This is a genomic window from Mycobacterium farcinogenes, from assembly GCF_019739075.1.
Lineage (GTDB): Bacteria > Actinomycetota > Actinomycetes > Mycobacteriales > Mycobacteriaceae > Mycobacterium > Mycobacterium senegalense.
This window is the reverse complement of the sequence record NZ_CP081673.1, coordinates 6,266,855-6,281,314: the sequence shown is the minus strand read 5'-3', so window position 1 is coordinate 6,281,314 and position 14,460 is coordinate 6,266,855. Positions and strand designations below refer to the sequence as shown.

General features: G+C 67.9%; 8 protein-coding genes and 1 pseudogene. 5 read left to right on the top strand and 4 right to left on the bottom strand.

The window, feature by feature from the left end:
* Positions 1–46: 46 nt before the first annotated feature.
* Positions 47–4,294: an alpha-(1->3)-arabinofuranosyltransferase gene (locus K6L26_RS29955; RefSeq protein WP_245008661.1), complete on the bottom strand. Its 4,248-nt coding sequence runs from the start codon at positions 4,292–4,294 to the stop codon at positions 47–49.
* 7 nt (positions 4,295–4,301) lie between these two features.
* Positions 4,302–4,475, bottom strand: a complete 174-nt coding sequence (locus tag K6L26_RS29950) for a DUF2613 domain-containing protein (RefSeq protein WP_019346098.1) — start codon at positions 4,473–4,475, stop codon at positions 4,302–4,304.
* Between the two features lie 103 nt (positions 4,476–4,578).
* On the opposite strand from K6L26_RS29950, the gene K6L26_RS29945 reads away from it, so the two are divergent.
* Positions 4,579–5,718: a glycoside hydrolase family 3 N-terminal domain-containing protein gene (locus K6L26_RS29945; protein ID WP_221852330.1), complete on the top strand. Its 1,140-nt coding sequence runs from the start codon at positions 4,579–4,581 to the stop codon at positions 5,716–5,718.
* Position 5,719: 1 nt separating this feature from the next.
* On the opposite strand, the gene K6L26_RS29940 is transcribed toward K6L26_RS29945, so the two are convergent.
* Positions 5,720–6,892 carry an amidohydrolase family protein gene (locus K6L26_RS29940; RefSeq protein ID WP_221852328.1) on the bottom strand — a complete coding sequence of 391 codons (1,173 nt, stop codon included), beginning with the start codon at positions 6,890–6,892 and terminating at the stop codon, positions 5,720–5,722.
* 85 nt (positions 6,893–6,977) lie between these two features.
* Here K6L26_RS29940 and K6L26_RS29935 point away from each other — a divergent pair, with 85 nt between their 5' ends.
* Positions 6,978–7,625, top strand: a complete 648-nt coding sequence (locus K6L26_RS29935) for a TetR/AcrR family transcriptional regulator (protein ID WP_036390468.1) — start codon at positions 6,978–6,980, stop codon at positions 7,623–7,625.
* On the opposite strand, the pseudogene K6L26_RS29930 reads toward K6L26_RS29935, so the two are convergent.
* Positions 7,622–8,711, bottom strand: a pseudogene (locus K6L26_RS29930) (methyltransferase). The gene K6L26_RS29935 and the pseudogene K6L26_RS29930 overlap by 4 nt on opposite strands.
* A 130-nt stretch (positions 8,712–8,841) precedes the next feature.
* Here K6L26_RS29930 and K6L26_RS29925 point away from each other — a divergent pair.
* Genes K6L26_RS29925 through K6L26_RS29915 form a run of 3 tightly spaced genes read left to right on the top strand, consistent with a single transcriptional unit; the run spans position 8,842 to position 14,424 of the window.
* On the top strand, positions 8,842–10,317 hold the full coding sequence (locus K6L26_RS29925) for a DUF3375 domain-containing protein (RefSeq protein WP_064896188.1): 1,476 nt from the start codon (positions 8,842–8,844) through the stop codon (positions 10,315–10,317).
* Positions 10,314–11,069: a DUF4194 domain-containing protein gene (locus K6L26_RS29920; protein WP_064896186.1), complete on the top strand. Its 756-nt coding sequence runs from the start codon at positions 10,314–10,316 to the stop codon at positions 11,067–11,069. The genes K6L26_RS29925 and K6L26_RS29920 overlap by 4 nt, the downstream gene beginning before the upstream one ends.
* A complete protein-coding gene (locus tag K6L26_RS29915) occupies positions 11,062–14,424 on the top strand; it encodes an ATP-binding protein (protein WP_221852326.1) in 3,363 nt (1,120 codons plus the stop codon). Before K6L26_RS29920 ends, K6L26_RS29915 begins: the two co-directional genes overlap by 8 nt.
* Positions 14,425–14,460 lie beyond the last annotated feature (36 nt).

Sequence of the window (14,460 nt, the reverse complement as noted above, 5' to 3'; positions counted from 1 at the left end):
CACGCGTGCCGGTACCGTAAGTACTGCATACCTGTGTTGTCAACAGCTAAGCGGAATCCTGCGGCTTCGGGCGGCGCACGCCCAGCTCAGGGGTGACTGCGGACGCCGCTACGAATACCACCGACAGCAGCGCCGCCAGCTGCACCCACGGCGAGTGCCCGACGTAGCCGTCGACCGACCGCCACGGGTATTGGCTCAGCGCTGCCCCGGCCAGGATGAGACCGCCCGCCGCCACTGTCACGGTCAGCCTCTCGCACCACCGCTGACGACCGCGCAGCAGATAGCGCGACCCCAGTGCGGCACCGGCGACCAGCAATCCGGGCAGTCCGGAAATCGCCGCCCCCACCGCGAGCACCCCCGCCCCGGCGAGCAACGGGGACGGTTGCCACGGCCGCACGGGTTCGAGATCGGGACTGCGGCGACGGGCCGGCCACTGCGCCAGCAGCGCCAGCACCGGCAGCAGGGCGAGCCCGCCGATCAACCCGAGGCGGTATGGCCGGTTCGTGGGAAACGACAGCGTCACGGTGTCGGCGCCGCCGGCCGGGAGCACCCAGCCCTGCTGCCAGCCGTTGATCTTCACCGGGGTCAGCTCGGCACCGCCGGCGGTACGGGCGAGCCAGCCCGGGTTCACGCTTTCGGGCACCACCAGAACCCGGGTGTGCGTGCTGGCGGGTACCTCGGCCTGGCGCCGGTCCGGAGTCCAGACCGGAGTCTCGACGGGAGACGTTGTCGCCGTGCGCAATTGGGTTGACGCAGGGGTGTTGAGCACAACGCCGTCGACGACGAACGCCGCGCCAGGGCTGACCAGCAGTTCCTGTTGCCCGGCGGGCAGCGCGATCGGATCGGTCCGACATGGCTGGGCCGGAATTGGATCACCGTCGAGCAGGGCTCCCACGGTGGTGCGCACCGCGGTCTGGACGAACTCGCCGGCCACGCCGATGATCGGCCCCTTCCCACACGGCAGTGACACTGTCCGTTTGCGATTGGCGGCCGAATCGGCCGCGGCGACTGGCTTGCCGCGGACGTCGAGCACCGTCAGTTCCGCCAGCCCCGGGGGCTTGAGCTGATCGAAGCCCAGCGAGGTGCGGTCGATGATGTCGTTCCACGCCAGCAACGACACCGTGATGGTGTCCGTCACCCGGGGTTTGAGCTTCGCCGTCTGGACGTCACCGTTGCCCGCCAGCTTGTGCACCTGCGGGCCGTCGCCGAGGTCGATCGAAACCAGCGTCGGGTGCGCCGGCGGTTGGTTGGCGCCGGGATCGATCCGCAGAGCGCCGACTTCGGTCGGGGCGGGCAATTTCAGTGTCAGCGTGGGCGGCGCCTTGAACTGGACGACGCGTTGCGGAGCGGTCCACGACGTGCGCGGGTCACCGTCGGTGGCCGCATACGAAGAACCGAGCACATCGATCGGGTCGGCATCACCGGAGGCCCGGGTGGTCCCCGGTTGGGCGACCAGATCGGCCAGCTGGGGACCCTGGCGCGCCCGGATCCACACCGTCGGCTCGACTTCGGTGTGGGCCGGCACCGTCAGCGTGCGACTCAGGTTGACCGGCTCCTCGGATGCCAACGCCAACGCCGCGGCGCACCGCACCCCGACCGGACTGTCCGCACATCCTGGCCGGCCCAGCAGTTCGGTTCCCAGATCCCATTGAGCGACAACGGAATCGGCCGGAGGTGCGGGCACTTCTACGGTGTGGCGCAGGTTGATGGGATGAGCGAATCCCGACGCGTCGTACTGGGTCACCGACAGGTCGGTGATGCCGAACTGCACCCCGGCGGAGCCGTCGTCGGTGGCGACCGCGGTGATCCGCACCCACGGGGTCTCGCCGACCGGCAGCGGCACGGTCAACTGCTGACCGGCGGTGTCGAAACGCAGGCTGCTGGTGCCGGTCGCGGTGGCCACCTCGATACGGCGCACCTGGGCGCCGACGGCGGTCGCGCTGGGGGTGATGGTCAGGGTGGCGTTGGTGACCGGATGATCGAAATCGACCTGAAGCCATTGGCCGACCGCGGCCTGCAAGGCATTCGACACCCATGACGTCGACCCGTCGTTGTCGATGGCCGCGGCCGGTCCGGTGGCCGGCGCCACGTTGGGCAGGGCGGTGGAGTCCGCGGCCGAACTCGACACCGATATGCGTCCGCCGTTCCACTTGCCGTACACCGGCGCGGCCCCACCGGCCGGGTAGTCGGGCACCCGGTTGTGGGTGTGGCGGGCGTCGTCGGGGGTGCGGATCGCCGAGGCATGGTCGTCCACGCGGCCGTAGTCGACCTCCCGCGCGGTAGGGGTGTCGGTCACGATCACGCCGGCGGACCCGGGCGGTTGTACCGGCAGGCCGGCCCGTTGGGCATCGGCGGCCAGCAGCATCGGCCCCAGCGGCGGCAGCCGGTCCAGCCGGCGTCGCTCGTCGAGTCGCAGCAGCGCCTCGGGGGCGCCGGCGACTCGGGTCATCGCGTCGGCGTCGACGAGATAGGGCGCGCCCGGGTTCGTCCCGCCGGCGTCGACCCGGTAGATCTCCACGGCGGGGTACCGCGGCCGCAAACCGCTGTCTGCGACGAAGCCCTCTAGCGTCCCCGGACCCACCGGGGCGCCGAACTCCGCCACCTTCGTCAGCCCGGGGGAGCCGTCGATCGACCGGTGTACCAGCAGCGGGCGGGCCGACCGGGACACGTCGGGATCCAGGTCGTTGCGCAGCACCACATACGAAATGCCTTGGCGCGCAAGGCTGTCGGCGAGCCCCGCGGAGGGCCGGCCGGCGGCGAACAGCCGCTGCACCGAATCAAGGGCGCGGATCGTCTCCGGCGGGGTCAGCGGGATCGAATCCCGCACACCCCACGGGCTGGACCCGAGCACCTGTAACGGCTCATCGTGGCTGTTACCCCACGTCTGGGTGGCGAACGGCGCACCCGGGGCCACCAGCACCCGGCCCCGCTCGGTGTTGTGCTCGTCGAGCCAGTCGGCGGTGTCGTGCCAGTACTGCGGGATCGCGGTGAAGGTTCCGGCCGGGGCGATGCGGCCGGTCCAGGCCAGCGAGGTCCCGGCCGCCAGGGCCGCGAGCACCACGATCGCCACCGCGATCCGTTTGTCACGTTCGGGCCGGGAGAACGCCCGGACCCACACCGCGCGAGGAGCGCTGCCCGGCAACGGAATTCGGCCCAGCAGATGCGCCAGGCCCAGCGCCAGCGGCAGTCGCAACACCGGATCCAGCTTGGCCAGGTTGCGCAGCGGCGTGCCGGTTCCGTCGAGGAAGTCCTGAACGGCCGTTCCCACCGGAGAGCCCAGTCCCCCGGAATAGCCCAGCGCCAGCAACACCACGCCGATCGACAGCATGGTGATCAGCCGGCCCCGAGCGGGCATCGAGCGCAGGGCGAGGCCCGCCAGCCCGGCGGCGGCCACCAAGGTGGTGGCCAGCACCGCGACCGTGCTCGTCACGAGCGAGGTCGCCGCCGTGGCGGTCGAGGCCACGAACGGGGTCCAGGTGTGGGTACCGCGCAGCATCTCGGTCAGCGACATCCACTGGGTGGTGACGCCTGAGGATTCGATGAAGTCCAGGAACGGCGGGCTGATCCGGCCCAGCATCACCAGCGCCACCACCCACCAGGCGACCGCCAGTGCCGTGCAGCCGAACCACCACGCGGTGAACCGCCACCACAGCCGGTTCGGCCGGTGACAGGCCCACCAGATGATCGCGGCCAGGCAGCCGGTCAATGTCGCGACCGCGTTCACCGCGCCCATCAGCGCCACCGCGCCCGCCGAGCGGGCCGCCATCAGGCGTAGATTCCGGTCCCCGCGAAACGCCAGGATGATCGGCAACAGCACCCACGGCGTCAGCATCACCGGCAGGGTTTCCGACGAGATGGCCCCGAGCGTGGTCAGCACCCGCGGTGACAGCGTGAATGCCAGCGCACCGAGCACGCGTGAGCTGGTGCTGCCGATGCCCAGTGCTTCGGCGACCCGCACCACGCCCCAGAAGCCCACGGTCAACAGCAGGGCCCACCACAAGCGCTGGGTCACCCACCCGGGAACGCCGAGCAGGTCCCCGGCCAGAAAGAAGGCGCCGTGGGGAAACAGGTAGCCGTAGGCCTGGTTCTGCGCCTGCCCGAACGGCAGATCGCTGTTCCAGAGATTGAACGCGCGCGCCAGGAACCGCAGTGGATTCGCGGTCAGGTCGAGCTTTGTATCGGGTGAGATCTCTCCGGGCGACTGGGCGAAAGTCAGGAGCAGTGTCGCCGCGGCGACCACCCACAACCAGTGCCGCGACAGTGGCGCATCGAGCGCCCGCCGCGTTAGCGGCACATCCAAGCTACGACCGGTCGCCGTACTCGACCCTGTTGAGCACCGATGACGCCGGGTCGCCCGCTTGCAGCGGAGGCTTCGTGTCCTGCTGCACCATTAGCGTCACACCGAAGACGGCAGCCGCTCCCAACAGCAGGCCGACCACAACGCTGGCCGCGGAGGGGATGACGAACCGGTTCACCCGGCCAACCTAGCACGGGCGTGCCCCGAATCCGGGTGAGGTGGACCTGGGTCGACACGCAGAGAATCGATTACCGCCTATTCAGCGGCTAAGGTCGGGGCCCATGGCTTCACCGCGTCTCGTCGCAACCTTCGCAGCGTTGTCCGGGCTATTGCTGGCCTGCTCTCCGAGCACCCCGGCCCCTGAGCCTCAATCTTCGGACACGAAGCCGCTGTCGACCCACGCGCCGATGCCGGCGGCCCCGGTCTGCGACGTGGCCGCCCTGTCGCCCCGCGACAAACTGGCCCAGCTGCTGACCGTCGGCGTCAAAGACGCGGTCGATGCCCGCTCCGTGGTGTCCGAGCAGCACGTCGGCGGCATCATGATCGGCAGCTGGACCGACCTGTCGATGCTCAGCGACGGGTCCCTGCCCGACATCTCGGCGGCCGGCCCGGTGCCGCTCGCGGTCACCGTGGACGAGGAAGGCGGCCGGGTGTCGCGGCTGGCCTCGTTGATCGGTGAGCAGCCGTCGGCGCGGGTGCTGGCCCAGACCAAATCCGTCGACGAGGTGTACGGCATCGCGCTGGAGCGCGGCAAGAAGATGCGGGGCCTCGGCATCACCGTCGACTTCGCTCCCGTCGTCGACGTCACCTCCGACCCCGACGACACCGTCATCGGTGACCGCTCCTTCGGGGACGACCCGGCCAAGGTGACCGAGTACGCCGGTGCGTATGCCCGCGGACTGCGCGACGCCGGCGTGCTGCCGGTGCTCAAGCACTTCCCCGGCCACGGCCACGGCTCGGGTGACTCGCACACCGCTGGCGTCGTCACCACGCCGCCGCTGGCCGAACTGCAGAACAACGACCTCGTGCCGTACCGGACCCTGACCACTCAGGCTCCCGTCGCGGTGATGGTCGGGCACCTCGAAGTCCCGGGACTGACCGGATCCGATCCGGCCAGCCTCAGCCCCGCCGCATACGACCTGCTGCGCTCGGGCAATTACGGTGGCCCGGGCTTCAACGGCGTCATCTACACCGATGACCTGTCCAGCATGGCGGCGATCAACCAGCGCTACGGCGTCGCGGCAGCGGTGCTCAAGGCTTTGCAGGCCGGGGCCGACAACGCCCTGTGGATCACCACCGACGAAGTGCCCGCAGTGCTCGATGGGCTGGAGAAAGCACTGGCCGACGGCCAGTTGAATCAGGCCGCCGTCGACGCCGCGGTGCAGCGCAATGTCGACGCCAAGGGCGGAGTGCACTGCTGATTCACAGCGCGTAGACCCGCTCGGCGTTGTGCACGCCGAGCATGTCCACGATGCGGATCGCGTCGGACTCGCCGCAATCGCCGGCCCGTACCCACCCGCCCAGCACCACACCCATGGCGCGTCGCCACAGCACCGAACCGAGCAGATGGAGTTCGGGCGGTCCGAAACCATCTGACGAGTACAGCTGCTTGGCGAAGGGCGCCGTCTCCAGAGCCTCGGCGACCAGGCCGGTCGATCGTGTCCCGAGGTGATTGACGGCCAGGCCCACATCGAAATGCACGTTGTCGAAGGCCTGGGCCAGATAGCCGGCCTGCCGATGGAACGGATAGCAGTGCAGCAACAGCACGGGTACCGGGGGCATCGCGCGCAACAGCGGCAGCAGCAACATGGGATCGGTGCGGTGCAGGTCCAGATCGCGGTCGCCGAACCCCACATGCACCTGCAGTGGCAGTCCGAGATCGGTGGCCTCGTATATGCCGAAGGCCACGAGCACCGGGCTGTCGACCCGAATCGTCGCGCGGGCGGCAAGTTCGCCTGCCTGCTCGGCCACCACTGCATCGGTCGGACGCGACCAGTCGATGTCGAACGAGGTGCGGTAGGCGGCGATGGTCTTGGTGCCTACCACCGACGACGAGCCCGCCGCTTCCTGTAGGGCGGCGCGGAAGGCGTCGGGAAAATCGGCTGCCGGGGTCCCGGATTCCAGGAGCTGCTCGGTCAACCGTTCCAGCCGCAGGATCTCCGACGACGGCCGGCCGCTGAGCTCACCGAGACGCTGCGGGGTGGTGAGTGCCGCGCCGTGGAAACCGGTATCGACGATCCACCGGCCGATCCGGGCCGGCGGCAGAAACACCCGGGTCAGTTCGGCCGGGCTCAGCCGGCTGCGTCGGCCCCAGTACTCGTCGGCACCGGCATGCGCGGGCAGGCCGAGCAGCGGGGCGCACCAGCGGCGGATCGACAGCCCGAGCGGTGAGTCGAACTGCGTCATGAAACCGGGCACCGGGTCGGTCGACGCCTCGTTGAGGGACGCTTCGAAGGTGCCCCGGTCGATCGGCCGGTCGAAGCAGCCGTGCACGTGATGGTCGATCAGCTCGACCGTACGCAGATGCTCGGCGAGGGCCCCTGGAATCTCGGCGTCGACACCGTCGAAGATGTCGGTGAGCTCGCCATCGGGCATCGGGGGCCACCTCCGACCTCAATACACCACATCCGACCTGCGGGCGCGCGGGTACGGGCGATCAGACGGTGTTTATCCTGTTCGGATGGCAGGTGGAACGAAGAGGCTGCCGCGGGCCGTACGCGAACAGCAGATGCTCGACGCGGCGGTGCAGATTTTCTCGGTGAACGGCTATCACGAGACGTCGATGGACGCGATCGCCGCGGAGGCCGAGATCTCCAAGCCGATGTTGTACCTCTACTACGGCTCCAAAGAAGAGCTGTTCGGCGCCTGCCTGGACCGCGAGCTGACCCGTTTCGTGGACGTGGTGCGTGGGGAGATCGACTTCACCCAGAGCCCCAAGGACCTGCTGCGCAGCGCGGTGCTGGCCTTCCTGACCTACATCGATGCCAACCGCGCCTCATGGATGGTGCTCTACACCCAGGCCACCAGCTCGCAGGCATTCGCGCACACCGTCCGGGAGGGTCGCGATCGGATCATCGATCTGGTGGCCCGGCTGCTCAGTACCGGGACGCGTAATCCTCAGCCCGACAGCGACTTCGAGATGATGGCGGTGGCGCTGGTGGGTGCCGGTGAGGCGATCGCCAGCCGGGTCAGCACCGGGGACGCCGACGTCAACGACGCCGCCGAGCTGATGATCAATCTGTTCTGGCGCGGCCTGAAGGGCACCCCGTCCGAGGGTGCGCCGCATTCAGATCACGGGTCGGCCCTGGACGCGGAGTCGGCGCACTAGACGGCCACGCCCTCCACGACGCTGAACGGTGAGGCCGTCTCGACCACTCGGGTGAGCCGGAACCCGGCTTGCTCGTAGAGGCGCCGGTATTCGGCTTCGCTGCGCTCGCGGGCCGCGAGGCCGATCAGCATCTCCATGTCGGTCCACTTGCCCAGGTATTCGCGGTCATGTTCCGGGATGACCGTCTCGACGAGCAGCAGTGTGGTCCCCGGTGTGGCGGCCGCGCGCACATTGCGCAGGATTTTGACCGCGTCGTCGTCGGGCCAGTCGTGAATGATGCTCTTCAACAGGTAGGCGTCGGCGCCTTCGGGCACATTGTCGAAGAACGACCCGGCAAGCACCTGCACCCGGTCGGCCACGCCGTACCTGCCGAGGAGTTCCGGTGCGCCGTCGACCACCTGCGGCAGGTCGTAGAGCATCCCTCGAGCGGCCGGGGCGGCGGTCAGTACCGCGGCCAGCAGCCGGCCGTGCCCGCCCCCGACATCGGCGACGGTGCTGAAGCGGGTGAAGTCGTAGGCGGCGGTGACCGGAACGATCGCGAGTTCGGAGACGCTGGTCATGGCGTCGTTGAAGATCGCCGACAGCTCCGGCTGGGATCCGATGTAGTCGAACGTGGCCTGGCCCCGCAGCTTGGGAATGACGGCCTCACCGGTGCGGACCGCGTCGGCGAGGTGGCTCCAGTGCTCGCGATGCTGCGGCGAGCCGACGAATTTCGCCATTCCCGCGACCGAGACCGGCGCGTCGCTGCGCAGGGTGTCTCCGAGGGCGTTGAGCGCGTAGCTTCCGTCGCGGGTGCGACGGAAAATCCCCCTCGCTGACAAGGGCTCTCATCAATCGGTCCAGGGCGTCGGTGTCGGCCCCGACCCGTCGGGCAAGCTCGTCGGCGCCCAGCGGGCCACCGGCGAGCGCGTCGGCCACGCCGAGCTGCGCAGCCGCCGAGATGCCCTGGGCGATCCAGGCGCCGAGAATCATCTCCAGCATCGCCGCCGGCGGTGGCACGGCACGTCGATAGAGCTGGTGCAGATGATGGCGGACGCGTTCGATCACTCGAACCACACCGGCGGGCGGCACCTTGTCGGGAGTCACCGGACGACTCTAGAGCAGGTTGTTGAGGCGTGGGTCACCCTGAGCAACAGCAAACCGAACTGGCGTCGGGGCTTCTCGGGTCAGCCGCCTAAAGTGGTGCCAATGTTCACCGCGACGGAAGCTCCCGGCCATGCCTGAACCGGGTATGAGCGGCCCCTCGCTGGACCAGCTCTACCAGCTCAATCGCGAGGTCGCCGACTCGCGTTCGGCCCGGCTGCTGGTGACGAACAACCTGGCCACCTATCTCACGCTGATGGAACGCCACCTGGACCGCGGCGCCAAGCTCACCGAGATGGAACTCGTGGTCCGACTCGAACGTGATCTGGCCGACCTGGGCACGGAAACCGAGCAGTCCGGCCTGGCGCTGATCAAGTACTGGGCCAGCCAGGGCTGGCTGCATCGGATCACCGAGCAGTCCGGCGATACCGAACGCAACGTCTGCTACCTCACCTACGAGGCGCGGGCCGTCCTGGATTTCGCCCGCCGAATGCGTCGGGAGGACACCCTCGCCACCGGCGGCTCGATCACGGGCATCGCGGCTGGGTTGCGCCGGGTGGCGGGTCAGGTCAGCAACGATCCGGAACGCATCCGGGCTGACATCGAAGCCGAAATCGCCAAGCTCCGCGACGAATTGGATGCCCTGGACCAAGGGCAGCGTCCCGAGCCGGACCTGGTGGACGTCGAGGACGAGGCGCGCGCCATCGCGTTGCAGATGGAACAGATCATCTCCGACATCGGCCAGTACGGCAGCATGCTCAACCGCATCACCACCCGGCTGCTGGATGCCTCCGCCGACACCGATCTCGGGTACCGGGAGCGGCAGCGCCAGTTGTTCGACGACTACGAGTCACTGTTCGCCTCCCGTGAGAGCGCGTCGTACACCGCCTTCACCCGGATGATTCAGGACCCCGAGCAGCGGGCGGCGTTGGTGGCCGACATCGACGCGGTCACCCGTGAGCTCCCACATCTGGACCCGGGCCTGCGTGAGGTGATGACGGGATTCTTCAGCCTGGTGTCAGCGCAGACCGCAGAGGTCGGCCGGACGCGGCAGCGTTGCGCCCGTCGTATCAAACGCTTCGTCGCCTCCGGAACCCTGGAACACAGCCGCGGCGTCACCCGCCAGCTCAACGATGCCTTGGCCAGTGCGCACGACCTGCTCAGCGTCTCCCTGGCCGACAGCCGCATCGGTATCGAGGTGCCGTTGGTGCGCACCGACTTCAATTCGATCGGTGCTGTGGCGTTCAAGATCCGTGACGCGATCCCGCCGTCGCAGGCCGAGCCGTCGGAAGGTGAGGTGAATCTGTCGGCGTTCTCGGCCCTGGCCTCGCAGGTGGATGCCGCCGAACTGGCTCAGCTGGTCAACGGTGCCCTCGCTCGGGGGCCGTTGCCGCTGCCCGATGCGATCGGCATGCTGGACTCGGCCTACCTCGGGCATGTGATCGTGCTGTGGTCCTGGGCGCTCAAGCAACAACCTGCTGACGGAACCGAATCCGGGAATTCGGTGCGGGTGCGGTTCCGGTCATTGGAGGGCGCCGACCGCGAAATCGAAATTCCCCGACTGGTTTTCACCGAACCGATCCCTACTGTCAGCGAGAGCCTGCTATGACCGACAACCCGGACCCGTCGCCCGTCAAAGACGGGGTGATCGATTTCGACGCCCTGCCGAGCATCGACGCCGTCGAGCGGTCCACCGACCAGCGGCGTGCACCCCGCTTCGACGGGGATGTCAGCGAACTGCCCGACCGCGCCTGCTGGGCCTTGCAGCACCTGTTGTCGCGCCGCTACATCAGCAAGGACAACCACTCCGAGCTGTGGTCCTGGGTCACCCGCTACCGCACCGAGCTCACCGTCCGGTTGTCGGAACTCGATATGCGACTGTGCATCTCGGACGATCACGACATCGCCTACGTCGAGCAGGCCGACTACGAATCGCAGTGGCGGCGCCGCCTGCTGCGGCGTGAGACCCTCAATACCTACGACTCGATCCTGGCGCTGCACCTGGCCAAGCTCATGCGCGCCGCGGCGCGCGACGAGAACGTCTTGATCAGCCGTGACGAGATCCACGAGCTGTTCGCCGGGGTGAACAACGACACCGATCGCGACACCGCCTCGTTCGACAAGCGGATCGACAACGCGATCGAGCGGCTCACCGACATCGAGATGCTCGCGCGCAACCGGGAGGACGAGGACAGTTTCACCATCAGCCCTGTGGTCAACGCGATCATGACGGCATCGATGATCACCGAATTGCAGCAGCAGTTCGAGCAGCTCAAGCGGGCCGCGAACGGCACTGTCGATGATCCCGACGACCCCGATGTATCCGACCGGCTCTCCGACGATGTGGACGCTCATGGCTGAACCGACCAACCAGTTCTCTCTGTCGCGCCTGCAGGTGATCAACTGGGGCGTGTTCGACGGGTATCACTCGATCCCGTTCAGTCCGCACGGCACCCTGATCACCGGCTCCTCGGGTAGCGGTAAGTCCTCACTGCTGGATGCGATCTCGCTGGCTTTCCTGCCGTCGCACCGCCGCAACTTCAACGCTTCGGGCGATACCACCGCGGCGGGCTCGGGCACCGGCAAGCGCACGGTGGACAAGTACGTCCGCGGCGCGTGGGGCGAGCGTCGCGAGGGCACCAGCCGCCAGATCATGTACCTGCGCGGGACGGGTCCGGCCTGGTCGGCGGTCGCGGTCACCTACAGCGATCGAACCGGGCGCTCGGTCACCGGTTTGGTACTCAAATGGCTTGCCGCCGAGAAAAATTCGGATCCGGGCAGCCGCTACTACCTGATCGACGCCGACCGTGACATCTTCGGGCTGTGCAACCGGTGGGCGGCCAACGGGTATGACGCCGCGGTGTTCCGCGATGACGGTTGGACCGGTGGCCGCAGTGAGAGCCAGTACCTGGCCCAGCTGTACTCCAGCATCGGCATCCGTGCCTCCGACGCTGCCCAGCAGCTGCTCGGCAAGGCGAAATCCCTCAAAAGTGTCGGCGGCCTGGAGCAATTCGTCCGGGAGTTCATGCTCGACGAGCCGGCCAGCCTCAGCGGCGTAGAGGAAGCACTCGAACAGATCAACCCGCTGGTCGAGGCCCGCGGCTTGCTCGACGTGGCCCGGCGTAAGCGCAACACCCTGGGCAACATCGCCGCGGTACAAGCACGTTACGCCGACGAGGCGGCCAAGTTCGGGGTGATCGACACCATCGACAACGCGATGATCCGCGATTACGTCGACCATGTGCGGCTGGCTCAGGCCGGTCCGGAGATCGCCAATCTCGACGATCAGATCACCCAACTCGGCGCCCAGCGTGATGAGTTCGGCACCCAGCAGCGTCAGCTGAAGAATGAGCACAATTCCCTCATGGCCCAGATCAACACGGTCACCGTGGATCTGGTGCCGCTGCAGCAACGGCTGACCGAGGCCGAGCGGATCAGCGAGGAGGTGTCGCGCCGACGCAGCGCCTACGAGGACAAGGTCACGTCGCTGGGCCTGACCCCGCCGGACAACGGTGAGGAGTTCTGGTCGCTGCGTGAGACTTTGATGGAGGAAGCCGACCGGCTGCACCGCGAACTGTTCACCGGCAACCAGCCCTACGTCGAGGCCTCGGCCAAGGAAGTCCGGGCCCGCGAGGCGCGGGAGAGTGTGGAGGCCGAGCTGGAACGCGTGCAGCGGCTCGGCTCGCCGCTGCCGAAGACCGAGTACGAGATGCGGGCCCGCATCGCCCGCGCCCTCGACATCTCCGAACGCGATCTGGTGTACGTCGCCGAGTTGATGGAGCTCAAGCCCGACGAGACGCGGTGGCGGCTGGCCGTCGAAAAGGTGTTGCGCGGTGCGGGACTGCGCTTGCTGGTGCCCGATGCCTACATGGAGCGAGCGTTGCGCTTCGTCAACGAGAACGACATGCGCGGCCGGATCCAGTTGCAGCACGTCCAGCACGGCGCGCAACTGCGTACCCCCGCCCCGGGAACGCTGGCCACCAAACTTCAGCTGGCCGACCCGACACACGACAGCGCGGTGGAGGCACTCAACGTGGTCGCCGCTGTCGGCGATTACGTGTGTGTCGACGGGCCCGGGGAGTTCACCGAGCAATCCCGTGCGGTCACCGACCAGGGTCTGCGCAAAGACAGCGGTCGGCTCTCGATCAAGGATGACCGCTCGAGGCTGCGACCGTCGGACTACATCTTCCTCGGCGGCACCGCCGCCAAAGTCGAAGCGCTGCAGGATGATCTGGCGGCCGCGCACGATGTGTACCAGGTGGCCCGTACCGCGCGTGAGCGGCTCGACGAACACCGCGGTCAGCTGCAATCGCGGGAGCGGGCCTGCCGGGCGCTGTGCGATCAGTACATGCAGTGGAGCGACATCGACACCGATTCGGTCGATGAGATGCTCGAGCGGCTGCAGGACGAACACGATCTGCTGGTCTCTGACAACCCGGACGCCGAACGGCTGCAACAGCGGGCCGACGAATGCTGGGAGCGGGTGGAGAAGGTCATCCAGCAGATCGGCTCGCTCAACGAACGTGAGACCGCGCTGGATCGCCGGCGCACCGCGTTGCTGGAGCTGAGCGAGGCCTTGACCGAGCGGCTCGGGTCCAGTGAGTTCCCGTCGCATGCCCGCGACACGATCGACGGATATGCCGCCGACATCGCGCTGACCCTGGAATTGCTCGAACCTGAGCCGTACCGAAACGAGCTGATCCGGGTCATCAGCCGGGAGCGAGATCGGCTGCGGGCGGATCGCAACCGCTCGCACGACGAGCTGGCCGGCATCATGGCCGCCTACGACAGCTCGTTCCCGGATGCGATCCCCAACGACAGCGATGTCTTCGACGAGCGGGTGCACGACTATGTGGCGCTGTGCCGTCGGATCGACGAGCGGGAACTGCCCGACGCCTATGAGCGGATGCAGCGGCTGATCACCGAGCAGGCGCCGGGCGCGATCCTGAACCTGCACATGATCGCCGACAACGAGGCCCGGCGGATCACCGAGCAGATCGCCCTGGTGAACACGGGCCTGGGCGCGGTGGAGTTCAACCGCGGCACCCGGCTGACCCTGCACGCCGGGACCCGGCACCTGGCGGCGGTCGACGAACTGAACGAGAAGGCTCAGCGCATCTCGGCGCGGGTCTCGCTGGTCAGCTTCGGTGACGAGACCGCGATGTTCGAGCAGTACACCGACATTCTGCAATTGCGAAAGTTGTTGGCCGGCAACACACCCGAGGACCGACAGTGGACCCGCGACGCACTCGATGTGCGCAACCGGTTCGTGTTGTACTGCGAGGAGCGCGACGCCGAAACCGGCGAGGTGATCCGCACCTACAGCAACTCCGGTGACAACTCCGGTGGTGAGCAGGAGAAGCTGATGGCGTTCTGCCTGGCCGGCGCGTTGAGCTTCAACCTGGCCAGCCCTGACAGCAACGACACCCGGCCGCTGTTCGCGCAGCTGATGCTGGACGAGGCGTTCTCCAAGTCGGATCCGCAGTTCGCCCAGCAGGCGCTCTCGGCGTTCCGAAAGTTCGGCTTCCAGTTGGTGATCGTCTCGACCGTGCAGAACAGCACGACGATCCAGCCCTACATCGACAACGTGGTGATGGTGTCCAAGTCCGACGCGTCGGCGCCCAACGCGCGGCCGGTCGCCTCGGTCACCTCGGCATCGATCTCCGAATTCGCGGATCTACGACGGACTTCGGGGGACGCGGTACCGAGCGCCTGAATTCCGCCGAGCGTGCGCACAGATCGCGAATTCGCG